We start from the raw sequence: 24,297 nt of genomic DNA on the forward strand, positions 1-24,297 counted from the left end.
CAGAAGCCAGATCAGCCCGCAACGTCTTCACCGCAACCGTCCGACCAAGACGCCGATCAATACCGATACGCACCTCGGCCATACCCCCGTGACCGAGCACCTCGCCAAGGTCATACCGACCGCCGAGGAATCGTGGCTCAGTCATGCGTCACCCTTCTGTGCGGACTGCGCGGAGCTCACTCGATCACCGCTTCCATGACGTCCTTCGCGATGGGAGCTGCCAGCCTGCCGCCGGAGATCTCGCTGCGGCCGACGTCAGCCTTCTCGATGACAACGGCGACGGCGACCGATGGGTTATCGGCGGGAGCGAACGAAACGAACCACGCGAACGGCGGCCGGTCCGGCGTGGTCTGCGCCGTACCTGTCTTGCCGGCGACGGGGACACCCATCTTCACCGGCGACCCGGTGCCGTTCTCGACCACGCCGACCATCATCTGCTTGAGCTGCTCGGCGACCTGCGGTGACACCGCCTCTGACAAGACCTCCGGATCGGTCTCATCGAGCGAGTTCAGGTCGGGACCGCTGAGCTCGGAGACGACGTAGGGCTTCATCACCGTGCCGCCGTTGGCGATGCCGGCAGTCACCATGGCCATCTGGAGCGGCGTCGCCGCGACGTCGTACTGACCGATCGCGCTCAACGCTGTTTGCGGCTTGTCGACCTCCTCGGGGAACACGCTGGAAACCCCGCGCAGGTCCGAAAGGTGCGCGGCGCCGAAACCGAACTTCTCCGCCTGCTCCCGCAGCGCCTCGTCGCCGAGCTTGAGCGCGAGGTCGGCGTAGGCGGTGTTGCAGGAGGTCTCGAGCGCACGCTGGAGGCTGATCTCGTCCCCCGAGTCGCACAACCCGTCCTGCCAGTTGGTCATGTTCTTCGTGGTCTGCGGCAGGTCGAGCTCGGCCGGCGCCGGGACATTGGTCTCCGGTGTGTAGCTACCCGAGGACAGTGCCGCCGCCGACGTCACCAGCTTGAACGTCGAACCCGGCGGGTAGCGCCGCTGCGTGGCCCGGTTCTCCAGCGGATCGGTTTGGTCGTCGTTGAGCTCGGCCCACGCGTCGCTGATCTTCCCGGCGTCGTGGGAGGAAAGCCGGTTCGGGTCGTAGCCGGGCCGGCTCACCATGGCGAGGATCTTGCCGGTCGCCGGTTCGATCGCGACGACGGAGCCGGTCTTGCCCTCGAGCCCGTCGAATGCGGCCTGCTGCGCCCGTGGGTCGATGCTGAGCTTGACGCTGCCGCCCTTGGGTTGGCGGTTGGTGACCAGGTCGACGACCCGCCGGACGAAGAACCCGTCGTCCGTGCCGGCGAGGATCGAGTTGTACGCCGACTCGATCGCGTTCGGGCCCAACGTGTAGGAGTAGTAGCCGGTGATGTGGCCGTAGAGCGCGGGTTTGGCGTACTTCCGGAGGTAGACCAGGTCGTCGGTGGTCTCGACGGACCGCGCGACCTCGATCTGGTCCGGCGGCTGGCCGACCAGGATCGGTCCACGCTGCCGGGCGTACTCGTCGAGCAGCACCCGGGTGTTGTCGGTGTTGTCGTTGTAGTCCGGCGCCTGGAACACCTGGATGTAGTTGGCGTTGGCGAGCAGCGCGAAGAAGAGCACCATGAACGCGACGGCGAGCCGCCTGATCGGACGATTCATCGGATCACGACCGTCCCTGCGGCTGCGATCTTCGGGGTCATCGCTGCCACCACCGTCTCCGTCTCCACGGCCGTGATCGTTGGGGGCATCGCTTCCATCACCGGCGACTCACCACCTGTGTCATCGCATCATCGGTCTGCACCGCCACCGGAGCTGGCGGGCGGCGTGCGTAGTCGCTGATGCGCAGCATCAGGGCGACGAGGGCCCAGTTGGCCACCAGGGACGAACCGCCGTAGGACAGGAACGGCGTCGTCAGACCGGTCAGGGGGATCAGCTTGGTCACGCCGCCGATCACGACGAAGACCTGGAGGGCGAAGACGGCCGCGAACCCGGTGGCGAGCAGCTTGCCGAACTGGTCCCGGCACAGCAGGGCCGTCCGCAGGCCGCGTTCGACGATGATGCCGTAGAGGACGAGGACCGCCATCAGCCCGGTGAGCCCGAGTTCCTCGCCGATGACGGCGATGATGAAGTCGCTCTTGGCGAGCGGGACGAGGGTGGGATGGCCGTCACCGAGCCCTCGGCCGAGGATGCCGCCGTAGGCGAGTCCGTACAACGACTGGATGATCTGGTACGCACCGTCCCGGTCCGCGAACGGGTCGAGCCAGGAGTCGACCCGGTTGGCGATGTGGGAGAACTGAGAGATGTTGAGTGTGGTCGCGGCGAAGTAGGCGAACCACGCGCCGCCGACGAACAACGACCCGCCGAGGAACACCCAGCCGGGGCGTTCGGTGGAGACGTACAACAAGACGACGAACGCACCGAAGAACAGCAGGGCGGTGCCGAGGTCGCGCTGGAACACCAGGATGGCGAGGCTGATCATCCACGCCGCCAGGATCGGCCCGAGGTCGCGGCCACGTGGCAGGTCGATGCCGAGGAACCTGCGCCCGGCGAGGGCGAGTGCGTCCTTCTTCACGACGAGATAACCGGCGAAGAACACGATCAGGCAGACCTTGGCGATCTCGCCCGGCTGGAACGACAGCCCGGCGAAGCGGATCCAGATCTGCGCCCCCTGGAAGCGCACCCCCAGGCCCGGGACCAACGGGAGCAGGAGCAGCCCCACGCCGGCGAACAACGCGGTGTAGGTGGCCCGCTGGAGTCGCCGGTGGTCGCGGATGAGCAGCAGGACCAGGATGAACCCCGCGACGCCGACGGCGGTCCACGTGAGCTGCAGAGGCGCGTCGGCGCGTGGCAGCGACTCCCCGTCGAGGCGGGCGTTCTCGATCTTGGTGAGGTCGAGCCGATGGATCAGGGCGAGTCCGATGCCGTTGAGCAACACGACGCACGGCAGCAGGATCGGGTCGGCATAGGGCGTACGGATCCGGATGATGACGTGGGCGATCCCGACCAGCAGGGTTAGGCCTGCTCCGTAGGAGAAGACCTGGGACGAGAGTTCGCCGGTCAGCGTGATGCCGACGACCGCGTAGGCGCCGACGGCGACTGCCAGGGCGAGCAGTGTCAGCACAAGCTCCGCGGTGCGGCGCTTGCGGACCTCGACGGCGGGTGCCTGGGTCTCGCTCACTTCGAGCCAGACGTGGGTGAGGGGGTGGAGTCCGCGGGATCGCACTCCTGCGGCGCACGGGCGTCGCCTGCGCGGGGAGTCGTCGACGGGCTGGCTGCCCCTTCCGCGGGCTTGGTCGGCTTCGACGTCGCTGTCGGCTTCTTCCCGGCGGTCGGACTGGAGTCGGGCGTCTTGGAGGGGGTGGGCGTCGGGCTCTGGGTCGGCGCGGGAGCGCACTGCTGGGCGAGATTGCGTAGCTTGCCGACGATCTCCCGCGCATGGCTGAGACTGTCGGCGGGGATCGTGTCGGCGACCTGCTGGCGTTGGTACGACGGAAGCTTGCTCAGCGCGAAGGACTGCATCTCGTAGACGTGGGAGAGGGGCACGCCGGGGATCTGCTGGGAGATGCCGCGAAAGATCGCCACCCGGGCCCTGCTGGTGTTCGCCTGCGCGTCGGTGGGGAATGGGCCGACGTAGTACTGGTCCTGCGTCCATCCGTAGGCCCATCGTCCGCCCGTGCCCAGGAGGCCGAGGACGACGACCGCGACGACGATGCGGCTCAGCCAGCGGAATCGGCGCGGAGGCCGCGGTGCGTAGCGAAGCTCCTCCTCCAGGTCCGACTCGCCATGGGGAAGACCGTCGCCCGAGAGGCCGTGCGCCTGCCGGGAAGCGGGATGGACGATGGCGCCGGGACTCAAGGCCGCCGTGTGTTCGAAGGCGGAGTCGTCGAGGACCTGGTTGTCGGGTTCGGCGGCCGCGCCCACCACAGCCGGTGCCGCCACCGCGGTGCCGATGAGCGTCGGCGCGTCTGCAGCGCCCTGGCTGACATCGACGACGTCAGCGACGACGCAGGTCACGTTGTCCGGGCTGCCCTGGTCGAGGGCCAGGGCGATGAGGGCGTCCGCGGCCTCCTGCGGTCCGGCGAACCGGCCCAGCACGTCCGCGATCGCGTCGTCCTTCACAGCGGCGTTGTCGAGACCGTCGCTGCACACGAGCAGCCGATCGCCGGGCTCGAGTTCGAGCCGGTCGAGGTCGGGGCGGGCGTCCTGCCGGCCTTCGAGCGCGCGCATGATGAGTGACCGGTGCGGGTGGTGCTCGGCCTCCTCGAGCGTGATCCGGCCCTCGTCGATCAGGCTCTGGACGAACGTGTGGTCGCGGGTGATCATCCGCAGCCGGCCGGCACGGAAGTGGTAGGCCCGGGAGTCTCCGATGTGCGCGACGTTGGCAAGACCGTCCTGGACGAGGATGGCGGTGAGCGTCGTGCCCATCCCCTCGAGGTGCGGGTCGGTGTCGATCCGGGCGGCTATCCGGGAGTTGGCCTCGACCGCGGCCTGGCCGAGTGCGCGCAACGGTTCGTTGTGGCCGGCCTTGTCCAGGGCACGCACGGTCGTGATCGTGATGGCGCTGGCGACGTCGCCACCCACCGTGCCCCCCATGCCGTCAGCGATGGCGAGCAGGTGTGGACCGGCGTAGCCGGAGTCCTCGTTCCGTGTCTTCGGACCGAGGCCGACGTCGGTGTGTGCGGCGTATCGGAGGGCGAGCGTCATCCTGCCTTCTCTTGGCCAGAAACCTCGGAGGTCATCGTTTTGCGCGCCTATTTGTACAGCTCGATGATCGTCTTGCCGATCCGGACCGGGACCCCCGACCCGACCGCTGTGGGGCCGTGGATACGGGACTCACCGACGAACGTGCCGTTGGTGGAACCGAGGTCCTCGACGTACCACGTCGTCCCCTGGGGACGTAGGACCGCATGCCTGGTGGATACGTACTCGTCCTCGATCTGGATCTCACACTCCGATCCACGGCCGATGGCGAGCGGTGAATCACCCAACGGCACCTGCAGGCCCGAGCTCGTGCCCTGGACCACCACGGCGACCGAGGGTTCACCTCGCTTACGCCGCGGTGGCCGGGATGGTTTGGCCGGCTTGGGCTGCCGCTGACTCCTGTTGCTGCCGCTGACTCTGGAGCCGAAAATGTCGGAACGAATCACCGACACCGTCGACAACACAAAGAGCCAGAGCACCGCCAGGAACCCCAGCTTGATGATCGTGAGAGTGAGCTCGGACACTAACGCACACCACCGGGGCGACGTAGGACGAGCAGCGTATTGCCCAGGAGAATCTGGCTGCCGTCATGGAGTGCGGCGTAGTCGACGCGTTGGCCGTTGACCACGATGCCGTTGGTCGAGCCGAGGTCATGGACCGTGACGGTGTAGGAGCCACCGTCCTTGACGACCCGGATCTCGGCGTGCCGGCGGGAGACGCCGGGGTCGGTGATCCGCAGGTCGGCCTCGGTACCGCGGCCGAGGACCACGCCCGGTGGGTCGAGCGGGTGCCGCTGACCGTTGACCTCGAGGTAGGGCACCTGTGGACCCGCGGGCGGGGCCTCTGGTTCCGGACCGCCCGAATCCTGGCTCGGGAGTGGGCCTTGTCCGAGGCTGTGCCCCGGTCCCTGGCCGGGTCCCTGCGGGTGCGGTCCTGGTCCGCCGGGGTAGCCACCGCCCTGGCCCGGGCCGTGCGGAGGGCCGGCGGGTCCACCCGGTCCTTGACCGGGTGGCGGCCAGGACTGTGGGTTCTGGCCGGGTCCCCGACCTTGGCCGGGTCCTGGACCGCCGGGACCGCCCGGGCCTGCCGGACCTCCTGGTGGCGGACCGTAGCCAGGTTGCTGACCAGGGTAAGGACCCGGGCCAGGTCCTGGCGGGTAGCCGGGGCCCTGGTGTGGCTGGCGCGCGTCAGGATAGCCGGGACGGCCACCCCTCGGCATGACCGCCGCGACCGCGCTCCCCCGGACGCGGAAGCGGCCCGTGGACAGGTCGTCACGGCGTTCGAACCCCACCGTGACCGGGCCGGTAAAGGAGTAGTGCTGTGCGTGCGCGTGCCGATTTACAACGTCGGCGAGTTCCCTGCTGAGCGTCTGGGCGTAGGGGCCGAGGCGTTCGTGGTCGCTGGGTGCCAACTCGATGGTGAAGTCGTTGGGCACCAGACTCGAGTCGCGAGACACCACCTGTGCGGAGTTGTCGAGCTCGCGCTGGAGGGCCGAGGCGATCTCCACCGGCTGGACGGCCGAGCGGAACACGCGCGCAAAAGGCCCGGTGACGAGACCCTCCAGACCTCGTTCAAAGCGACGAAAGACTCCCACGGGTACCTCCCTTCCCGCGCAGGGTGTGCCATGTTCCGGTCGATCGTAACTGCCAAGCCCTGGAGTGGCCGCCTCCTACCACCCCTTGCCGTGGCGCGACCGGGAAGTGACCCGGAGTTGTCCTGGCGCGGTCCGGATCCTGACGGCCGATCATGCCGCGCTCATGCCGTGCTGGCGCCGCCGGGAGCGAACTGCGCGCGCGGCACGCCTGGCTGGACCGTCGGGTCCGGCCGCGGTCATGGTGATCATGAAAATGGCTCCAATGGCTCCTGCTCGCTGTGGCCCGCCTGTCCTGCATGATCACGTCCGGGGTGGCCGGTCGGTTGCGGTGCCGGTGCCGTGGCACCGGACAGCCAAATGCGAGGAGTCGAGTATCGGACGTCCAGGACGAGAGTCGACCATGAGTGGCCGGTGCTGCCGGTCGAGTGCCGCCGCCGGCCGGGCACGGAAGCCGCCGAGTGTCACGCACCCCGCCCGGGAACGCCCCCACGCCGGGGACTGTTAGCATCTAGGCGCTTCCGGTCGTCCCGGACGCAACGTCTCGCGCGCGAGTGGCGGAATAGGCAGACGCGCAGGATTCAGGTTCCTGTGCCCGCAAGGGCGTGGGGGTTCAACTCCCCCCTCGCGCACCACAGTGACTGGCCCTGGGTCTTCGGATCCGGGGCCTCGTCCACTTCGGGAGCGCGTAGGTGCGATGGCTCGGGCCTCCCCATATTCGCTTGTCGCCGTTGCCGCGGCCACCACATGAAGTAGTAGGCCAGCAGTTGGCGGCGTCCTTCGAACGCTTCGATGAGGCTGGTGGGGCCGTCGGGGCCAAGCAGCTCCGAGCCGCCGTCCACCTCGACCATCGGCAGCCGTCGACGGGCCGCGGCGATCGCGTCGGCTTCACGAGTGTGCGCCTTCTCCCGCTGGCGCAGCCGCTCGATCTCCAGCTCGTAGACTGCCTGGTCGACCACGGGCGGGAGAGCGGCGTCCTCGAGGGCCGTTGAGCGCGGCCTCATCACAGGCCCTCTGCGATCTTCTTGATGTCCGCGAGGCGTTGCTCCCAAGCGGTGCCGATGGCGTCGAGCCGTCGGGCGGTAGCGCTGAGTTCCAAGCCCAGCACCTGGTACCGCACCTCACGACCGACCGGTACCGGCTCGACCAGCCCGACCCGATGAAGGATCTCGAGGTGCTTGGCGATCGCCTGGCGGCTGATGGGCAGCCTGGCGGCCAGTGCCGACGCGGACGCCGGGGCCTCGCCCAGTGCGGTCAGGATGCTCCAGCGGGTCTCGTCACCCAGCGCGGCGAACACAGGAACCAGAATCTCCGTCATCACCGTGCCTCCAGCATCGCGACCAGCCGGTCCAGCTGCTGGTCCCAGCCCTGACGGTGGCTCTCGATGTTCCGGGCCGGGTCGAGTGTCGTCTCGAATCCCGTCTCGACCACCGTGAGCTGGGTGCCGTCGCGCAACGGCTCAAGAGTGAAGGTGAACACCGTCGAGTGTGCGGCGTCGAGCTCGCTCGGAACGGACTCGACCGCCTCGTCGTTGCACCAGCGGTAGGAGATCATCCTCGGCCGGTCGACCGCCTCGACGCGGATCGGGATGGCGTACTCGTCCGGCCAGGCCACGGTGCCGGGGGCTCCGACGCCGGTCCCTTGGAGCACCGTGCGCCCGAACCAGCGGGAGATGTGCTCAGGCTCGGTGACGGCGCTCCACACCTTCTCCACCGGGGCGGCGATGTGGATCGTGCGGCGCACGGTGAACGTGTCGTGCTCGGCGACTGTCTGCGGGTTGTCTGTCATGTCGTTCGTTCCTTCCTTTCCCGATCGGCGCTCAGGCCCCGATCAGCTCAGCGCTCGGCGGGGTGACCTCGGTCGTCGGGGTGACCTCGGCGGCGGGTGCCGTGGGGCGGAGGCGGCTGGTGGCGACGGCGACGGCGACGGCGACGGCGGTGACCACGGCCCCGGCGAGGACAGCGGCGGCCAGACCGGCATGGCTGATCGCGACTCCCCCGAGGAGCGCGCCGACGGAGTCCCCGGCATTGGCGGCGGACGCCGGCAGCGAGGCCGCGAGGGCCGCGCCGGGTCCGGCGAGGCTCATCACCCGGCTCTGCAGGGCCGGCGCCATCCCCATGGCGAACAGTCCCATGCCGACGATGGTGAGGACAGCCACCACCGCGTGCCCGCCGAAGAGGTACATGGTCACGAGCACGGCCGTCAGGCCGACAGTCCCGCCCACCAGGGCGCGCGCGGCGTGGGCATCGGCGAACCGGGCGCCGGCCGCGGATCCAACGGTGGTCGCCACGCCGAAGGCGAACAGCACGCCCACCACCGTCGTGCCCGAGATCCTGGTGACGTCGCCAAGGTACGGCACTAGGTAGGTGAGGGCCGACTGGACGCCCGCGAAGACCAGGCAGCACAGCGCCAAAGCGGCGAGCACGCGCGGTGCGAACGCGAGGCGGAGCTGAGCGCCGGCCGTCCGGCTCGCGCGCGTCGGGACCGAAGGGAGCACCCGGACGCCAGCGATGAGGACCCCGAGCGCGATGCCCACGAGGGCGGCGAACGACGCGCGCCAGCCGAGGACCTGTCCTGCCAGCGTCCCGAGGGGCAGCCCGAGTGCGCTCGAGGTGGCGAATCCGGTGATCACCAGGCCCATCGCGCGGCCGGACCGGTCCTTCGGCACGATGCCCTCCACCGCGGTGAGCGCGGCCGCGATGAACAGGCCTTCGACCGCTCCGGCCCCGGCGCGCGCCAGGAGGAAGAACGTGTAGTCGGCCACCAGCACCGGAACCACGTTGAGCAGCGCGAAAGCCGCCACGGCACCGAGCAGGACGATCCTGCGGTCCAGGTGCGCCGTCAGGAGTGCGAGCACCGGCCCACCGATCGCCATGCTCAGCGCGAAGGCGGTCACCAGTGCGCCGGCCTGCGGGACCGAGACGGCCAGGTCGGCCGAGATCAGGTCGAGCATCCCCACGACGAGCATGTCCGCGCTGCCCATCGCGAACGCCCCGAGAAAGAGCACCACGAGGATCGAGCGGGTCTCGCCTTCGTTGGGCCTTGTGACCGTGTCCATGAAAACCTCCATTGAGTGCAATCAAACGGTTGCACAAGATTCCGCAGAGCGCAACCGTCGGGTTGCAGATAGGCGGCCTCTGCGCGACGCCCTGCGCGACGCTGCCCTCTCGCGATGGTCGGTGGGAGATCAGCTCAGGAAGGCGACGGCGACAGATCCGTCGCGGCGTTGCCGGAACCGGAGGTAACGAGACGCCGGTTTCACGCTCAGGACGGCGGTTTGGGCGTGATCGAGCGTGCTGGTTCTACGGCTCAACTCCCCCCTCGCGCACCCAACACGCTCTCTTCCCCCGGGCCTCAACAGGCCCCTGTTCTCCCTGGCGTGTTTCATCCGGGCGACCAGGACATCTGTCCTTGTTTGTCCGGCATGTCGCTCATACAATCCGTTTCACATCGATGGAAAGCGCTCTCCCACACTGTCTCTGCGGGTTCACCGCGGCAGGTTCGGCGGATGGACGTACGCAGAAGAGATGAGGCGTCGTGACCAGCCGCGCGTGGCTCCACAACGAAGTGACACGACGGAACCTGCTCCGTACCAGCGGGGCGGCACTTCTCGTCACGGCATCAGCGGCATCGGTGGCATCGGCGACCGGCTGCTCGTTCCTCTCGACCGACCCCGGATCAGAGCGCAACGGCAACGGCGACCAGGGCAGCGGCCCGGGAACGAAGGGAAAGGAGGCGCCGATGTTGGCGGCGCTGGTCAAGGACGGGAAGTTGCCTCCCGTCGCTGAACGGCTTCCCGACGAACCCCTGGTCGTCGAGCCGAACGACCGCATCGGGGTGTACGGCGGCGAGTGGAACAGCGGCACGCTCGGCCCGTCCGACGGCGCTTGGCTCGGCCGTACTGTCGGCTACGAGACGTTCATGCGGTGGGATCCGCAGTTCCAGAAGGTGATCCCCAACGTCGCCAAGGACATCACGGTCGAGGACGGCGGCCGGGCGTACGTCGTCACTCTTCGCAAGGGGATGAAGTGGTCGGACGGCAAGCCGTTCACCGCCGACGACCTGGTCTTCGCCTACGACGACGTGCTGCTCAACACCGACCTCTTTCCCGTGCCGCCGCCGATGTACCTTTCCGGTGACGAGCCCGGCGAGATCGAGAAGGTCGACGAGGTCACCGTACGGTTCACGTTCGCGCAACCGAACAGCCTGTTCATCCAGAGCAACGCGACGCCGTACGCCCTGGACATCCTCGAGTTCCCCAAGCACTACATGCAGCAGTTCCACAAGAAGTACAACCCCGACGCCGACCAGCTCGCCGAGGACGAGGATCAGGCAAGCTGGGTCGAGCTGCTGCTTCTCAAGGCCGACACCTGGGCGAACAAGGACGTGCCGCGGCTGCACGGCTGGCTGGCGAGGACGGTGTTCGGCGAGGGCACCCGCTACATCTACGACCGCAATCCGTACTACTGGAAGACCGATCCCGAAGGCAGCCAGCTCCCCTACATCGACCGGCTCGTGTACCGGCACATCGCCGACCCGCAGGTCATGGTTCTGGCCGCCAGCAACGGCGAGATCGACATGCAGGACCGCACCATCAACACCCTGCAGAACAAGCCGGTCCTCGCGCGCGGGCGGGCCAAGGGCAACTACACGTTTTTCGACGAAGTGCCATCGGACTCCAACGCCTGTGTCGTCGCGCTGAACCTCAACCATCCCGATCCGGCGAAGCGGGAGGTCTTCAACAACAAGGACTTCCGGATCGGCCTGTCCTACGCCATCAACCGCCAGGAGATCATCGACTCCGTCTACCAGCGGCAGGGTGAACCCTTCCAGGTGGCGCCGCGTGACAGCTCGCCGTACTACGACGAGGAGATGGCCAAGCAGTACACCGACTACGACGTGGACCTGGCCAACGAACACCTCGACAGGTCCGGGTTCACCGAACGCGACGGCGACGGGTTCCGGCTCGGGCCCGACGGCAAGCGGATCTCGTTCGGTGTCGAGGTGCCGACCGCGTTCCGCGCGGAGTGGCCGGACACGATGCAGCTCGTCCGTTCGCACTGGCGGGAGGTCGGCGTCGACATCCAGGTCAAGAACGAGGACCGCGCGCTGTTCGACGAACGCACCGACGCCGGACAGCACGACGCTGCGGTCTGGCAGGCCGAGGGCGGCGGTTGGATCGAGCCGTTGATGCGGACGGACTGGTACTTCCCGTCGGCCAACGAGTCGACGAACTACGCACCGCAGTGGATGCTGTGGTACCAGACCGGCGGGAAGGACGGCGAGCGACCGCCGGCCCCGGTACGCCGGCAGATGGAGCTCTACCAGCAGGTACGCCAGACGATGGACGAGGCCGAGCGCGACCGGTTGTTGAAGGAGTTGCTCACGATCTCGAAGGAGTTCTTCTACCACATCGGGACGATCCTGATGCCCCAGTCGTACGGCATCGTGAAGAACAACTTCCACAACGTGCCGAAGAGCGTGCCGCAGTCGTTCCTGTATCCCACGCCGGGTCCCACGAACCCGGAGCAGTACTTCATCACCGACGAGTGAGGCGTCGGCCTGTCGGATCGCCTGGGCAGAGCAGGCGGCGCCGGTCAGGTCGTCTTGCGGTAGACGAGCAGGTAGCGCCAGAAGAGCAGGCGGTGGATCGTACAGCCGGGAAGTTCCTCGGCGGCGGCGGTACGAATCTGCGCAAGAGTCATGCTCGGCGGCATGGTCGGGGCGCTGACCTGCCGCTGGACGTGGTTCTCCCAGGTGGGTTGCAGCTTGTCGGAGATGGCCATCGTCAGCCTCGCCGCCGCGTTCACCGGGACGGCGGCGAGGCTGAGGAGCCAGTCGCTCGCGGTCTCCTCGTTGTAGAGGCCGAGAATCGCGAGGACGCCGTCATGGGTGAGCGCGTCCCGCAACCTGCCGACGGTCTCGAACGGTACGTGGTGGATGCTCGCCAGGCAGCTGATGAAGTCGTAGTGCTTGTCCGGCAGGTCGACCGTCGTGATGTCGGCCTGCTGCCAGTGGATCGTGCCGGCCGCCCAGATCTGTGCCGTCAAGGCGCGCGCTGTCGCAAGCGTCTCCGCCGACTGGTCGATCGCGTCGACGTCGTAGCCGCGTCGGGCCAACCGCCGCGCGAACCTGCCCGTGCCGCAGCCGACGTCGAGTGCCGTACGACCACCAGCGGGCAGCTGACGGATCAGACGTCGTTGGTAGTAGTCGTTGTGGACGAAAGGCACCCCGCAATGTTGCACACCTACCTGGGCGACCGGAATCCGCGTCCCAGCAAGGCGTTCTGGCACCTCGGGCGAATCAGGAGGATGCCGACGGGACGGATGATAACGGCTTTTCGGCAGTTCTACGTATTTCGGAAAACGGCGGGGACCGGCGCGCCGCTTGTGGGAGCCGACCCCGGCCCGGCTGGGAACGCGTCGCCGGGGTGCCCGTGGTTGTGGTCGTTCAGTCGAAGACGGGCCGTAGCCGGTCGCGGGATCCGGTGAGGTGGGCGCGCATGGCCGCCTCGGCAGCCTTGGCACTGCCCCGCTGGATCGCCTCGAGGATGCACCGGTGCTCGTCGACCGCCTGCGCGCCGATGCCCTTGCCGTAGTAGAGCCGGAAGATGTGCAGATGCGGGTGAAGTCGCTGGAACGTCGGGGCGAGCAGGGTGTTGCCCGAGAGTTCGTGGATCAGCGCGTGGAACCGTTCGTCATGGGCGGTGAGGGCGCGGTAGGCGTCGTAGCTTCCTTCGGCCGGCACGTCGGTCACCAGGGCGAACGTCGCCTCCAGGGCGGCGTGGTCGGCTGGGGTCGCGCGTCTCGCGGCCTGACTGGCAGCCCAGGGTTCGAGGAGGAAGCGGAGCCCGAAGAGGTGCTCGAACTGGTCCTTGTCGAGCAGGGGCGCCACCGTGTAGCCGCGCAAGGGCTGCTTGACAGTGAGGCCGTCGGACTCGAGCCGCGCCAGTGCTTCCCGGACGGGGGTCTGCGAGACCTCGAGGTCGCGGGCGAGTGCGTCGATGTTGAGATGCGCCCCGGGGGCGAGGGCGTGGTCCATCACCAACGCCTTGACGGTTTCGTAGACGTCGTCGGTGAGTATGCGGCGTTGCGGAAGACGACGGGCCGCCAGTGAAGCCTTCACCATGCCTTGCGCACTCGCCACCCACGTCTCCCCACGCTCGGGTCATACCACGTGGTAAGACCGCCGAACATCCTATAGAGGCGCTCCGACATCTGCCCGTCAGTTTCGGGGTGGGTGGTGACGCCGTGCCGCACGGACAGTCGCGGCTGGTGCGCGGTTCCATGATCATGACGACTGGGCGGCGCGTGGTGTGGCACGGTGGACGGCATGCGTGGGACAACGGCAGACGCGCGCACGTTGCTGGCCGAGTGGGCAGCCGTACGACGCGGTGACCTCGACCTGGTGAGCTTGGCCGACGAGATCTGCACCCGGATCGAGTCCGTCGACGCGGATCTCCAGGCGTTCGTCGCCGAACCCGACCGCCGGCAGCGGGTGCGCACGGAGGTCAGCGAGCTGGTACGTCGTTGGCCGGATCCGCGCGAGCGCCCGCCGCTGTTCGGCGTACCTCTGGGGGTGAAGGACGTCGTCCACGTCGACGGCCTGCCGACGGGTGCCGGTGCACGGCTCCCGATCGAGGTGCTCGCCGCGTCCGACGCGGTCGAAGCACCCGCGGTGGCGCGCCTGCGTGACGCCGGCGCGCTGGTGGTGGGCAAGACGGTGACGGCGGAGTTCGCGTTCATGGCGCCAGGCCCGACCCGCAACCCGCACGACCTGAGGCACACTCCGGGCGGGTCGAGCAGCGGTTCGGCCGCCGCGGTGGCGGCGGGGCTGGTGGCACTCGCGATCGGTACGCAGACGGTGGGATCGGTGATCCGGCCCGCGGCGTTCTGCGGAGTCGTCGGGTTCAAGCCCACCTACGGCCGCATCCGGACGGCAGGCGTGATCGCGAACGCGCCGTCGTTCGACACGGTCGGTCTACTCAGCCACGACGTGGCGACGGCGACGACCGCGGCGGCCGTCGTCTGCGACGGCTGGCGGGCGCGGACGGAGGTGGGGCCGATGCGGCGCCCCGTGCTCGGTGTACCGGAGGGGCCTTACCTCGACCAGGCAACTGCCGAGGCGCGGCAGGCGTTCGCCGACCAGGTCGGGCACCTGGAGGACGCCGGCTTCGCCGTACGCCGGATCTCCACGCTCACCGACCTCGGCGACGTCATCCAGCGCAACGATCTGATCAACCTGGTGGAACTCGCGCGGACCCACGAGACGTGGTTCCGGACGTACGAAGACCGCTACCGCGAGCAGTCGGCCACCGCGATCCGTGAGGGCCGGCGGATTTCGGTGCAGGCGTACGAACGGGCCCTGACCGAACGCAAGGAGTACGCAGCGGCATTGGTCGCGCAGATGGATGCCGAGGGGATCGACATGTGGATCGCCCCCGCCGCGACAGGTCCCGCACCCGAAGGGCTCCACACCACCGGCAGCCCGCTGATGAACCTGCCCTGGACCCAGGCCCGCCTGCCGGTGGTCGGGGTGCCCGCCGGCGCGGCCGCCAACGGCCTTCCGCTCGGTGTGCAGTTCGCCGCGCGCCCGAACGCCGACGAGGACCTGTTGAACTGGGCGGTGGAGCTGGAAGGCGCGCTGGCCACGTCGGCCTGAGGCGGGTGCGTCGGCGCGGCGGGGTGTCCAAGTCCCGCTCGAACCGGAGGGAGCGCTGGCGTGAACGTTTGCTGAGGGAGGAACTGGCGAGATCCTCCCACGCGTCCGGGTAGGTACTGGCGACCGGGCGGGTACCTTCTCGCCGGGAGATCGATGACAGTGGAAGCGTCACCGACGTCGTACACAAGGGAGCGCGCAGTGACGGGATCGCGGGTCGTGGCACTCGGGCATTACCAGCCGGCAAAGGTTCTCACCAACGACGATCTCGCGAAGATCGTCGACACGAATGACGAATGGATCCGCACCCGGGTCGGCATCCGTACCAGGCACGTCGCCGAGACGGAGTCCGTGGACGAGATGGCGGCGTACGCGGCGGAGAAGGCGTTGTCGGCCGGTGGTCTCGGCGCCGAGGACATCGACCTCGTCGTGGTCGCGACCTGCACGGCGAGAGACAGGTCACCCAACATGGCCGGGCGGGTGGCGGCGCGGTTGGGTGTGCGGGCCCCCGCGGCGTACGACATCAACACCGCCTGCTCGGGCTTCTGCTACGGCCTCGCGACTGCCGACCATGCGATCCAGGCCGGCGCCGCACGGAACGCCCTCGTCATCGCGTCGGAGAAGCTGACCGAGTTCACCGACTGGACCGACCGTACGACGTGCGTGTTGGTCGGCGACGGCGCCGGAGCGGCGGTGGTGCGTGCCGCCGAGGAGCCTGGCATCGGGCCGGTCGTGTGGGGCTGCGTACCCGAGATGTCCAACGCGGTACGCATCGAGGGTGTACCGGGCGTCTTCTCGCAGGAAGGACTGGCGGTCTTCCGCTGGGCGACGACCGCTGTGGCCGGTCTCGCGCGGCAGGCCTGCGATCGGGCCGGGATCGCGCCGGAGGAGCTTGCGGCGTTCGTCCCCCATCAGGCCAACCTGCGCATCATCGAGCCGATCGCCCGCCAACTCGGGGTGACGGACGCGGTGGTCGCCCGCGACGTCGTGGAGTCGGGCAACACGTCGGCGGCGAGCGTTCCGCTTGCCCTGTCCAAGCTCGTCGAACGCGGCGAGATCCCGTCGGGTGCGCCGGTGCTGCTGTTCGGTTTCGGCGGGGGACTCTCCTACGCCGGCCAGGTGATCCGCTGCCCGTAGCGTCGACGGGCGCTGGCGGACGGGGATGGATCAGCGGCTGAGGTTGCGGCGGATCAGGTCGAGCGCCTCGATCAGCGTCGTGCGTTGCTCGTCGGAGAGCGTCGCGAGGGCGCGGTCGGAGAGGGCGCGCATCTCCTTGTCCAGGACGTGTTGCAGGTCTCGTCCGCGCTCGGTGAGGTGGATCCGGACCAGGCGGCGGTCGGAGAGGTCAGGGGTGCGGGTGACGAGTCCCGCGGCCTCCATCCGGATGGCGGCCCGGGTGACCGTCGGCGTCGCGAGCCCCAGCCGCCGGGCGAGCTCACCTGGCGGCAGGCCGTCCTCCTTCCACAGTGCCATCAGGAGGAACTGCTGCCCGTCGCGTACGCCGTGACGCCGGTACGCCACATCGGCGGCCTCGGCGAGGGCACGCTTGGTCGCCCAGAACACGGCCTGGAACTCGTCGTTCGGCCAACTGGTCGGAGTCTCGCCCATCGCGCCATTCTCCTCGGTCCGCGTCCATCGAGGTCGTCGCCCGGCCGCCGGGTCGGAGCGGCCCGCCTTGGGTGAGGGGCGCCCTCATGGATCGGCGGTTTGTACGAGGGGCGCCCTCATCCAAGCGCCGACCGTCACCGGCCGGCCGGCGTGCGGACGGAAGCATCCGGGCGTACCGCAGCGACCGCGGCGGCGAGCAGGCTCACCGCGGGGTCGACGGCGCCGTCGGGCAGGTTGCCGTAGCCGAGGACGAGGGCGGGTGCGGACGGGTCGGGCCGAACCCGGTACGCGTCGAGGTCGGCGACCCGGACACCGCTGGCGGCCGCACGGGCAACCACCTCCGCGGTCGGGGTCCCCGGCTCGAGTCGGAGGACGAGGTGGAGACCCGCCGCGACACCGGACAGCGTGCACCTGGGCAGGCGCGCGTCGATGGCGGCGACCAGGGCGTCGCGGCGGTGGCGGTATCGCTGGCGGGCGGCCCGGAGGTGCCGGTCGTACCCACCGGACTCGACGAACTCCCCGAACGCCAGTTGGTCGAGTGCCGACGGCATCGACATGCCGCCCTCCCCGGCGCGGAGTTCGGCCGTCCAGCGGGCGGGTGTGACCATCCAGCCGATCCCGATCGCCGGCGACAACGTCTTGGACAACGAACCGAACAGCGCGACGTGCTCCGGATCCGCACCCTGCAGGGTCCCGACCGGTCGCCGGTCGTAACGGAACTCCGCGTCGTAGTCGTCCTCGAGGATCAGCCCGTCGACGTCACGCGCCCAGTCGAGCAGCACTGCGCGGCGTCCCGGCGTGAGGACGACTCCGGTCGGGAACTGGTGGGCCGGCGTGACCAGGACCGCCCGGACGTCCCGGCGTTTCGCGAGTTCGTCAGCGCGGAGTCCGTCGGCGTCGACGGGGATGCCGACGGTACGCAGACCGACGCGTTCGATGGTCTGCCGGAGCCTGGTCCAGCCGGGGTCCTCGACCGCGATCCGCTCGATGCCGGCCGTACGCAGGCATGTCGCGAGTCGGGCCACCCCGTCCGAGACGCTCGAGCAGCAGGTGACATCGCCGGCGTCGGTGAGGGCGCCCCGGACGCGGCGGAGGTAGTCGGCCATCACCGCACGCAGGTGCGGCGCGCCGCCGGGCGTGGGATAGCCGAGATCGTCGTACGGCATGGTGGCCAGCTGCGATCGCACCGCCTCCACCCAACGCCGACGCGGGAACGCCCGCAGGTCCGGGAGTCCGGGCGCGAGGTCGTACCGGGTCGAAAACTGGCCCGATCCCGCCGAGCCAGGATGTGAGGGGGTACGGCCCGGTGCGCTGGTGGCGGAGGGGACCCCCGTGCCAGCCGTCGTGGCGCCGCCGCCCGGACGGTTGGGTGCGGCCCCCCGGTCCTCGGTCGGACCGGTCGCGCGCACGGTGGTCGCCGAGCCGGTGCGCGCGGTGAGATAGCCCTCAGCGACCAGTTGTTCGTACGCCTGCGTCACGACCCAGCGCGAGCAGCCGAGGTCGGTCGCGAGTGCGCGGCTGGGCGGAAGCGCGCTGCTCGGCGGAAGCCGGCCGTCGCGGATCGCCTGCCGGAGCGACCGGGTCAAGCGTTCGTGTAGGGGTCCCGGCCCAGCCGCCTCGACGTCGACGAGGGTGTCCCAGGCGAGTTTGGCACGTGTGGTGGCCACGAGACTGGATGGTACGCCCAGACCAATTCTTCTGGAACGCCCGCCGGCCACCGACCGGAATGGCCTGCCGGCCCGGCGGTCGAGAACCCCGTCCGGAACCCGGTCCGGAACCCCTGCCCTAGACCGTCGCCGGGCAGCCTGACGGTACCCGGATCCACCGAACGGTGGATCTGGGTACTCCGCTCGGTGGAGGTGTCGGCTCAGCCCGAACCACGCAGGAGTGTGGCCGACCAGACGATCCGCGAGTGGCCCCTCCTGGGCGAGGCTCGATCTCGTCACCTGAGCGGAGGAGGACGGGCCGTGCCAGTCATCGAGGTCAACCAGCTCCACAAGCGCTACGGCGCCAAGACCGCCGTCGACGACGTGTCGTTCACGGTCGAACGAGGCGAGATCTTCGGCATCCTCGGACCCAACGGTGCGGGCAAGACCACGACCGTGGAGTGCCTCGCGGGACTGCGTACGCCTGACAGCGGCACCGCCAGCGTGCTCGGACTCCACCCTCGACGCGACCGTGCAGAGCTGCGGCAGCGCCTCGGTGTGCAGCTGCAGGAGAGCGAGGTGCCCGAGCAGCTCAGGGTCTGGGAGGCCCTCGCCCTCTTCAGCTCCTTCTACAGCAACCCCGCCGACAGCGACCAGCTGATCCGGGATCTCGGTCTCGACGAGAAGCGCACCACGGCGTTCAAGCGTCTCTCCGGCGGCCAGAAGCAGCGGCTCTCGGTGGCCCTCGCCCTCGTTGGCAATCCCGAGATCGCGATCCTCGACGAGCTCACCACGGGGCTCGACCCGCAGGCCCGTCGCGACACGTGGAGCCTGATCGAAGGCGTCCGCGACCGGGGGGTCACGATCGTCCTGGTCACTCACTTCATGGAGGAGGCCGAACGCCTCTGCGACCGGCTCGCGGTCATCGACGCCGGCCGGTTGGTCGCGCTCGACACCCCCGCCGGTCTCGTGTCGCGGGTCAACGACGAGCAGCGGATCAGGTTCAGGCCGTCAGCGGCTCTCGACGACGCGGTGCTGGCCGACCTGCCAGAGGTGACCTCGGTGACCCGTTCGGGCCGACAGGTCGTGGTGACGGGGACCGGCAACGTGTTGCATGCCGTCACCTCGGTCCTCGCCCGTCAGCAGATCGTCGCTCACGAACTCCGGGTGGAGCAGGCCAGCCTCGACGACGCGTTCGTCGAGCTCACCGGCCGTTCTCTGGACATCTCAACCGACAACTCAACCGGTAACTGAAACGGCCAACCGAACCGCAGCCGCGCCCGCCCGGCACTCGCATGTCCGCGCCCGTCTGCCCCGCCATCTGCCCCGCCGTCTGCCCCGCCGTCTGCCCCTCCGGCCGGCGCCTGACCATGTAGGAGATTCCCGTGCGCTCACTCGGCAGAGTCACCGCCATCGAGACCAAACTGTTCCTCCGCGACCTGGCCACACCACTGCTCGCCCTGGCCCTGCCGACGACGATCATGGTGGTCATCGGCCTCATCCCGGCCACCCGCGAGCCCTCGGAAACGTTTGGCGGGATGGCGTTCATCGACGTCTTCGCGCCGTCTCTCGTCGTGATCACCCTGGCGACGCTCGGGGTCAACACGCTGCCGATCCGCCTCGCCACCTATCGCGAGAAGGGCGTTCTGCGTCGACTGGCGACCACACCCGTCCACCCGGCGAACCTGCTGATCGCCCAGCTGGTGGTCAACTTCGTGGCGGCCCTCGCGGGCATCGCGCTGCTCGTCCTGGTAGGGCATCTCGCGTTCGACGTACCACTTCCCCAGCATCCCGGCGGCTTCGTGGCGGCTTGTCTGTTCGGTGGGGGCGCCCTGTTCGCGCTGGGGCTCCTCGCGGCCGCCACCGCCAAGACCGCTCGGATGGCCACGGCGATCGCGTTGCCGATCTTCTTCCTGTCGATGTTCTTCGGCGGGGTCTACCTGCCGAGGTTCATGCTGCCCGATCTCGTGGTGCAGCTGGGTGCGTACCTGCCGCCCGGGGTCCAGGCCCTCCAGGACGCCTGGACGGGCACCGGGCCGGAGCCGTTGCACCTGGTCATAATGGCGATGGTCGCGGCGGCGGCGGCTGCCATCGCGGCGAAGCTCTTCCGTTGGGAGTGACCGACGCCCGGAAGGAGGGGTAGACCGTGAAGGTGATCGAGCCGGCAAGCGCGCTGGAGATCTGGGAACGCCGCGAGATGCCGATCTATCGCGGCCTCCCGTACGTCCTGCTGGGGCTCTCGCTGATCGTGACGCTCTTCCACGAGCAGTCCCAGGGACGGACCAACGCCATCCTCGCCGTGACGGCGCTCGCCGTCGCCTGGGTGTACTGCTTCGTGACCCGTCGGCCCACGACCTTCGACCGGCAGCCTCTGAGCACGGTCTACTTCGTCGGCCTGCTGATCCTCGCCGGCATCCTCGTGGCGCTGGCACCCTGGTACGGCATCTTCGCGTGGGTGGGGTACCTCCACTCGATGATCATTCTTCCCGGGCGTTGGCGTTTCGTCGGGATCGCCGGGACGGCGGCCGTCTCCGCTCTGTCGCAGACCGGCGGGATGCAGGAGCCGTCTCCCGCGATGATCGCGAGCTACGTCGCCCTCTTCGCCGTCAACACCGTCATCGCGGGCACGATGTGCTTCTTCGCCGTCATCGCCGGCCGGCAGCACGAGAACCGCAAGGCGACACTCGCCGAACTCGCCGAGGCCAACGCCAAGCTCACCGCGATGATGGAGGAGAACGCCGGGCTCCACACACAGCTGCTGACCCAGGCGCGCGAGGCGGGTGTCCTCGACGAGCGCCAGCGCATGGCACGCGAGATCCACGACACCTTGGCGCAGGGGCTCACCGGCATCATCACGCAGCTTCAGGCGGCCGACCAGGCGAAGGACAACCCGGCCGAATGGCAACGTCACCTTGACACCGCGGCGGTCCTCGCCCGCGAGAGCCTGTCCGAGGCACGACGTTCGGTTCATGCCGTCCGCCCCGAAGCGCTCGAGGTCGCGCGGCTTCCCGAGGCACTCGAGGACGTTGTCGAACGCTGGTCGGCCGTCAACGACGTCCCCGCGAGTGTCACCACCACGGGCACGGCTCGCCCCTTGCATCCCGAGGTCGAGGTCACCTTGCTCCGGACGGCCCAGGAGGGCCTCGCCAACGTCGCCAAGCACGCGAACGCCACGAGGGTGGGCCTCACGTTGTCCTACATGGAGGACGTCGTGACGCTGGACGTCCGTGACGACGGTGCCGGGTTCGAGATCGGCAACGTGCCCGAGGCCGCGGGTCAGCAGGGTGGGTTCGGCCTGACAGCGATGCGGCAGCGGGTACGCCGACTGGCCGGCCGGCTCGAGGTCGAGTCCGAGTCGGGAGTCGGAACGGCCATCTCGGCCAGTGTTCCGGCAATCGCGGCGGGGGCGGCCGAGTGAGTGGCGGGGGCGGCCGAGTGAGTGGCGGGGGCGGCCGTGTGAGTAGCGAGGGCGAGGCTGGTCGCCGGAGTGCGCGCGGAGCTGGCCGCGAGGAGCGGGGTGATGAGGTGAACCCCGAGGGTGCCAACCACGCCAATCCGATCGGGCTCCTGATCGTCGACGACCATCCGGTGGTCCGTGACGGATTGCGCGGAATGTTCAGCGGTGACACCCGCTTCGAGGTCGTCGGCGAGGCGGCCGACGGAGCGGAGGCGGTCCGCCAGGGACTGGCGCTGCGCCCGGACGTCGTCCTCATGGATCTCCGCATGCCCGGCGTCGACGGAGTCTCGGCGATCGGCCAGCTCGCCGAACGCGGGAGTGCGGCGCGGGTGCTCGTGTTGACGACGTACGACACCGACTCCGACGTCGTCGCCGCGATCGAGGCCGGCGCGACGGGCTACCTGCTCAAGGATGCGCCCCGCGAGGAGCTCTTCCGCGCCGTCGTCGCCGCCGCACGGGGCGAGGCCGTGCTCGCGCCGACCGTGGCGTCGCGGCTGATGGGACAGGTACGCGAGGTACGTCAGGTACGCCAGCCGGCGCGGGAACCGCTGAGCCAGCGGGAGCTGGAGGTGCTTGGCCTGATCGCCAAGGGGTCGACCAACCGGGAGGCGGCGGCGAAGCTGTTCATCAGCGAGGCAACCGTGAAGACGCACGTACTCCACATCTACGCCAAGCTCGGCGTCAACGATCGTGCCGCCGCGGTGGCGACCGCGTTCGACCGTGGGTTGTTCACCCCCGGCGGCGGCACGCCGTGAACCGTCCGCCGGGCTTCATTGGGAGTGATCACGTTTACGTGATCACTCCCAATGAAGCGCGGCACATTCACCGCGTGTCGTCGGGAGTTGCCATGCATCGTCTCGGGTCGCAGGACGTGCCCTGTCCGCAAGCTACTGGCGGACTGCCGGGTGGTGCGCGGCGAGGACCGCGGGTCCTGGCGCACCGGCTGCGAGGTGAGCGGCTTGGCGGGCGCTCGCCAGGGTGACCTCGGAGAGCAGGCCGGGCGCCGCCACCTGGTCGCCGACCAGATAGACACCGTGGCCGCGGTCGATCGCCGGCCGGTCGCGCCAGCTGGTGCCGGGCAGGTCGAGTGCTCCGGTACGCCCGGCCGCCACGGCTTCGCGCCGCCACGTCGTACGCTCCCGCCATCCCGGTAGCGCGAGGTCCACGAGACCCTCCAGCCGCGCGAGCCCCGAGGCCTTGGATTCACCGACCCGCAACGGCATCTGCGCCTGCACGAGTGAGTGGTCGCGCGGCGCCAGTGTGGGGTCCGGTCCGGTGAAGCGTTCGAAGAATCCTGCCTCGTCGAGGTCGAAGACGACCAACGCGTCACCCTTGTGCCGTCGTACGCCGAGATCGAGCATCGCCGTCCGTCCGCTCTCCCACCGCAGCGTGTCGTCGCCCAGCAGGTGGCGGGCCGCGTCGAGCGAGGTCGCCACGATCACCGGGGTGGATGTCGGCAGGACGTCGACCCGGGCTCCGGTCTCGATGCGTACGCCGAGTTCGCGCGCCCGCGCGGCGAGCCGGTCGACGGCGGCCCGCCAACCACCGACGACGTAGCGCGGGGAGGGATAGCCGGGCCGCGTGACCCGCAGGAACCGCTCCCAGACGAACGCCGCCGACAGCCGGCCAGGGTCACGGTCGAACGTCGCGACGCCCATCATGTTCGCCGTCATCCGCGCGCTCCCGGCGCCGAACCGGGAGGTCGCCCAGCTGCGAAAGTCCTGGTCGAACGGCGCCTCGAGGCGCCGGCGGCTCGCGGGTCGCAGGACGCCGGCCGGGGGCATGGCGCGGCGGCGGCCCTGGTGGCGGAAGCGCAGCCAGCGGCCCTCACGGAGCGGGATCCTCGCCGCGGGCGTGACGATGCGACGCTCGACGAGCCACGGCCAGTGCGGGCCGTCGCTGTAGAAGACGTGCGGACCATCGTTCGCGATGTACGCGCCCTCGGTCGAGCGCGCCCGCCCGCCCAGCGTCTGGTGTGACTCGAAAAGCTCGACTCTCGCGCCGGCTTCGGCAGCTGCGATCGCGGCGACGAGGCCGCCCAGCCCGCCGCCGATCACGGTCACCTGCTTCATGCGGGAACTCCTACCCGTGTACGCAGTCCGCGGGCGGCCGCCGTGGTTCGGGGCCATCGGCCGCGGTCCGTCCACCCACTCGGACGACGGGAAGGAACCGGACGTGACATGGTCCGTTCGGTCGGCTGCGCGGTGAGTTTCAGGCCGTCCTGCCCGTGATCATGATCGTGATCATGAAGACTTTTCGGTGGATAGCTGACTTTTCCTTCACGATCACGATCATGGTCACCGGACGACGGGGGTGCACCCGGCCTGGAATCGCCGCCGCGCGGAATGCTGGGTGTCCAGACCGACGAGCACCCGGCCGTTCCGCGTGCGGCACCAGGTTCCCGGCTCGGCCCCGCAGGTGGGGCAGGGGCGGCACAGCAACCGGGCCAGGATGCCCAGATCGCCCTGCGTGTAGCCGAAGTCCGCGGCCACCGACCCTTCGAACACCCTGTCCACCACGCCGGAGTCGATCGGGTCGGCCATCTCCGCATCCGCGCTCACCGGCCGAACCCCGCCGCCCACACCAGGCCGATAAGGACGAACGCCGCGAACGTCGCCACCTTCCACCGCACAGTCGCCTCCTTCGCTTGACCCCCCGAGC

Annotated in this window: 21 protein-coding genes, 1 tRNA gene and 1 pseudogene; 8 read left to right on the forward strand and 15 right to left on the reverse strand. The window is 69.4% G+C overall.

Features of this window, described 5'->3' with window-relative positions; translation table 11 throughout:
• Nucleotides 1–176 precede the first annotated feature (176 nt).
• From ABN028_RS07245 to ABN028_RS07265, 5 genes are all read right to left on the reverse strand, one after another.
• Nucleotides 177–1,634 (reverse strand): peptidoglycan D,D-transpeptidase FtsI family protein, encoded by a 1,458-nt coding sequence (locus ABN028_RS07245; RefSeq protein ID WP_349328470.1) that lies wholly within the window; start codon nucleotides 1,632–1,634, stop codon nucleotides 177–179.
• 97 nt (nucleotides 1,635–1,731) lie between these two features.
• Nucleotides 1,732–3,153 (reverse strand): FtsW/RodA/SpoVE family cell cycle protein, encoded by a 1,422-nt coding sequence (locus tag ABN028_RS07250; RefSeq protein WP_349328469.1) that lies wholly within the window; start codon nucleotides 3,151–3,153, stop codon nucleotides 1,732–1,734.
• Nucleotides 3,150–4,679 (reverse strand): PP2C family protein-serine/threonine phosphatase, encoded by a 1,530-nt coding sequence (locus ABN028_RS07255; RefSeq protein WP_349696049.1) that lies wholly within the window; start codon nucleotides 4,677–4,679, stop codon nucleotides 3,150–3,152. The genes ABN028_RS07250 and ABN028_RS07255 overlap by 4 nt, the downstream gene beginning before the upstream one ends.
• A 47-nt stretch (nucleotides 4,680–4,726) precedes the next feature.
• A complete protein-coding gene (locus ABN028_RS07260; RefSeq protein ID WP_349328467.1) occupies nucleotides 4,727–5,200 on the reverse strand; it encodes an FHA domain-containing protein FhaB/FipA in 474 nt (157 codons plus the stop codon).
• Entirely contained in the window at nucleotides 5,200–6,270 is a 1,071-nt protein-coding gene (locus ABN028_RS07265) for an FHA domain-containing protein (protein ID WP_349696050.1), read from the reverse strand. Before ABN028_RS07265 ends, ABN028_RS07260 begins: the two co-directional genes overlap by 1 nt.
• A gap of 545 nt (nucleotides 6,271–6,815) precedes the next feature.
• Here ABN028_RS07265 and ABN028_RS07270 point away from each other — a divergent pair.
• Nucleotides 6,816–6,902: transfer RNA gene (locus ABN028_RS07270), tRNA-Leu, on the forward strand.
• A gap of 144 nt (nucleotides 6,903–7,046) precedes the next feature.
• On the opposite strand, the pseudogene ABN028_RS07275 reads toward ABN028_RS07270, so the two are convergent.
• The 4 genes and pseudogenes from ABN028_RS07275 to ABN028_RS07290 all read right to left on the reverse strand — a co-directional run.
• Nucleotides 7,047–7,271: pseudogene (locus ABN028_RS07275) on the reverse strand (DUF899 family protein); the annotation flags it as partial.
• Nucleotides 7,271–7,585 (reverse strand): ArsR/SmtB family transcription factor, encoded by a 315-nt coding sequence (locus tag ABN028_RS07280; RefSeq protein ID WP_349328465.1) that lies wholly within the window; start codon nucleotides 7,583–7,585, stop codon nucleotides 7,271–7,273. The gene ABN028_RS07280 and the pseudogene ABN028_RS07275, both read right to left, overlap by 1 nt.
• Nucleotides 7,585–8,055 carry an SRPBCC domain-containing protein gene (locus ABN028_RS07285; RefSeq protein ID WP_349696051.1) on the reverse strand — a complete coding sequence of 157 codons (471 nt, stop codon included), beginning with the start codon at nucleotides 8,053–8,055 and terminating at the stop codon, nucleotides 7,585–7,587. The genes ABN028_RS07280 and ABN028_RS07285 overlap by 1 nt, the downstream gene beginning before the upstream one ends.
• Before the next feature lie 31 nt (nucleotides 8,056–8,086).
• Nucleotides 8,087–9,325, reverse strand: coding sequence for an MFS transporter (locus ABN028_RS07290; RefSeq protein WP_349696052.1), 1,239 nt, complete (start codon nucleotides 9,323–9,325; stop codon nucleotides 8,087–8,089).
• 479 nt (nucleotides 9,326–9,804) lie between these two features.
• Here ABN028_RS07290 and ABN028_RS07295 point away from each other — a divergent pair, with 479 nt between their 5' ends.
• Nucleotides 9,805–11,820, forward strand: a complete 2,016-nt coding sequence (locus ABN028_RS07295) for an ABC transporter substrate-binding protein (protein ID WP_349696053.1) — start codon at nucleotides 9,805–9,807, stop codon at nucleotides 11,818–11,820.
• Between the two features lie 44 nt (nucleotides 11,821–11,864).
• Here ABN028_RS07295 and ABN028_RS07300 read toward each other — a convergent pair whose 3' ends face one another.
• Together ABN028_RS07300 and ABN028_RS07305 are read right to left on the reverse strand one after the other, a co-directional pair.
• A complete protein-coding gene (locus ABN028_RS07300) occupies nucleotides 11,865–12,497 on the reverse strand; it encodes a class I SAM-dependent methyltransferase (protein WP_349328461.1) in 633 nt (210 codons plus the stop codon).
• A gap of 220 nt (nucleotides 12,498–12,717) precedes the next feature.
• Complete coding sequence (locus ABN028_RS07305; RefSeq protein WP_349696054.1) at nucleotides 12,718–13,413, reverse strand: GntR family transcriptional regulator; 696 nt, start codon at nucleotides 13,411–13,413, stop codon at nucleotides 12,718–12,720.
• Nucleotides 13,414–13,599: 186 nt separating this feature from the next.
• Here ABN028_RS07305 and ABN028_RS07310 point away from each other — a divergent pair, with 186 nt between their 5' ends.
• Nucleotides 13,600–14,928, forward strand: a complete 1,329-nt coding sequence (locus tag ABN028_RS07310) for an amidase (RefSeq protein ID WP_349328459.1) — start codon at nucleotides 13,600–13,602, stop codon at nucleotides 14,926–14,928.
• Between the two features lie 198 nt (nucleotides 14,929–15,126).
• Nucleotides 15,127–16,062, forward strand: coding sequence for a beta-ketoacyl-ACP synthase III (locus ABN028_RS07315; RefSeq protein ID WP_349696055.1), 936 nt, complete (start codon nucleotides 15,127–15,129; stop codon nucleotides 16,060–16,062).
• 30 nt (nucleotides 16,063–16,092) lie between these two features.
• Here the strand turns inward: ABN028_RS07315 and ABN028_RS07320 are convergent, their stop codons facing one another.
• Nucleotides 16,093–16,533 (reverse strand): MarR family winged helix-turn-helix transcriptional regulator, encoded by a 441-nt coding sequence (locus tag ABN028_RS07320; RefSeq protein WP_349328457.1) that lies wholly within the window; start codon nucleotides 16,531–16,533, stop codon nucleotides 16,093–16,095.
• 134 nt (nucleotides 16,534–16,667) lie between these two features.
• Nucleotides 16,668–18,200 (reverse strand): MocR-like pyridoxine biosynthesis transcription factor PdxR, encoded by a 1,533-nt coding sequence (gene pdxR, locus ABN028_RS07325; protein ID WP_349328456.1) that lies wholly within the window; start codon nucleotides 18,198–18,200, stop codon nucleotides 16,668–16,670.
• 300 nt (nucleotides 18,201–18,500) lie between these two features.
• Between pdxR and ABN028_RS07330 the strand changes: the two genes are divergently transcribed.
• The 4 genes from ABN028_RS07330 to ABN028_RS07345 all read left to right on the forward strand — a co-directional run bounded on the left by ABN028_RS07330 (nucleotide 18,501) and on the right by ABN028_RS07345 (nucleotide 22,391).
• Nucleotides 18,501–19,433, forward strand: a complete 933-nt coding sequence (locus ABN028_RS07330; protein ID WP_349328455.1) for an ABC transporter ATP-binding protein — start codon at nucleotides 18,501–18,503, stop codon at nucleotides 19,431–19,433.
• Between the two features lie 131 nt (nucleotides 19,434–19,564).
• Nucleotides 19,565–20,299, forward strand: a complete 735-nt coding sequence (locus tag ABN028_RS07335; protein ID WP_349328454.1) for an ABC transporter permease — start codon at nucleotides 19,565–19,567, stop codon at nucleotides 20,297–20,299.
• A 26-nt stretch (nucleotides 20,300–20,325) separates the two neighbouring features.
• Nucleotides 20,326–21,597: a sensor histidine kinase gene (locus ABN028_RS07340; protein ID WP_349328453.1), complete on the forward strand. Its 1,272-nt coding sequence runs from the start codon at nucleotides 20,326–20,328 to the stop codon at nucleotides 21,595–21,597.
• 107 nt (nucleotides 21,598–21,704) lie between these two features.
• Complete coding sequence (locus tag ABN028_RS07345) at nucleotides 21,705–22,391, forward strand: response regulator (protein ID WP_349696056.1); 687 nt, start codon at nucleotides 21,705–21,707, stop codon at nucleotides 22,389–22,391.
• 132 nt (nucleotides 22,392–22,523) lie between these two features.
• Here the strand turns inward: ABN028_RS07345 and ABN028_RS07350 are convergent, their stop codons facing one another.
• Together ABN028_RS07350 and ABN028_RS07355 are read right to left on the reverse strand one after the other, a co-directional pair.
• Complete coding sequence (locus tag ABN028_RS07350) at nucleotides 22,524–23,708, reverse strand: NAD(P)-binding protein (protein ID WP_349696057.1); 1,185 nt, start codon at nucleotides 23,706–23,708, stop codon at nucleotides 22,524–22,526.
• 225 nt (nucleotides 23,709–23,933) lie between these two features.
• Complete coding sequence (locus ABN028_RS07355; RefSeq protein WP_349696058.1) at nucleotides 23,934–24,197, reverse strand: zinc finger domain-containing protein; 264 nt, start codon at nucleotides 24,195–24,197, stop codon at nucleotides 23,934–23,936.
• Nucleotides 24,198–24,297 lie beyond the last annotated feature (100 nt).

It is taken from the genome of Actinopolymorpha sp. B17G11, from assembly GCF_040196095.1.
Classification (GTDB): Bacteria; Actinomycetota; Actinomycetes; order Propionibacteriales; family Actinopolymorphaceae; genus Thermasporomyces.

What these genes read in the sequence shown, in the direction of transcription:
- ABN028_RS07285 (WP_349696051.1), bottom strand. Translation starts at nt 8,055, where the DNA reads ATGACAGACAACCCGCAGACAGTCGCCGAGCACGACACGTTCACCGTG.
- ABN028_RS07280 (WP_349328465.1), bottom strand. Translation starts at nt 7,585, where the DNA reads ATGACGGAGATTCTGGTTCCTGTGTTCGCCGCGCTGGGTGACGAGACC.
- ABN028_RS07310 (WP_349328459.1), top strand. Translation starts at nt 13,600, where the DNA reads ATGCGTGGGACAACGGCAGACGCGCGCACGTTGCTGGCCGAGTGGGCA.
- ABN028_RS07290 (WP_349696052.1), bottom strand. Translation starts at nt 9,325, where the DNA reads ATGGACACGGTCACAAGGCCCAACGAAGGCGAGACCCGCTCGATCCTC.
- ABN028_RS07255 (WP_349696049.1), bottom strand. Translation starts at nt 4,679, where the DNA reads ATGACGCTCGCCCTCCGATACGCCGCACACACCGACGTCGGCCTCGGT.
- ABN028_RS07350 (WP_349696057.1), bottom strand. Translation starts at nt 23,708, where the DNA reads ATGAAGCAGGTGACCGTGATCGGCGGCGGGCTGGGCGGCCTCGTCGCC.
- ABN028_RS07245 (WP_349328470.1), bottom strand. Translation starts at nt 1,634, where the DNA reads ATGAATCGTCCGATCAGGCGGCTCGCCGTCGCGTTCATGGTGCTCTTC.
- ABN028_RS07320 (WP_349328457.1), bottom strand. Translation starts at nt 16,533, where the DNA reads ATGGGCGAGACTCCGACCAGTTGGCCGAACGACGAGTTCCAGGCCGTG.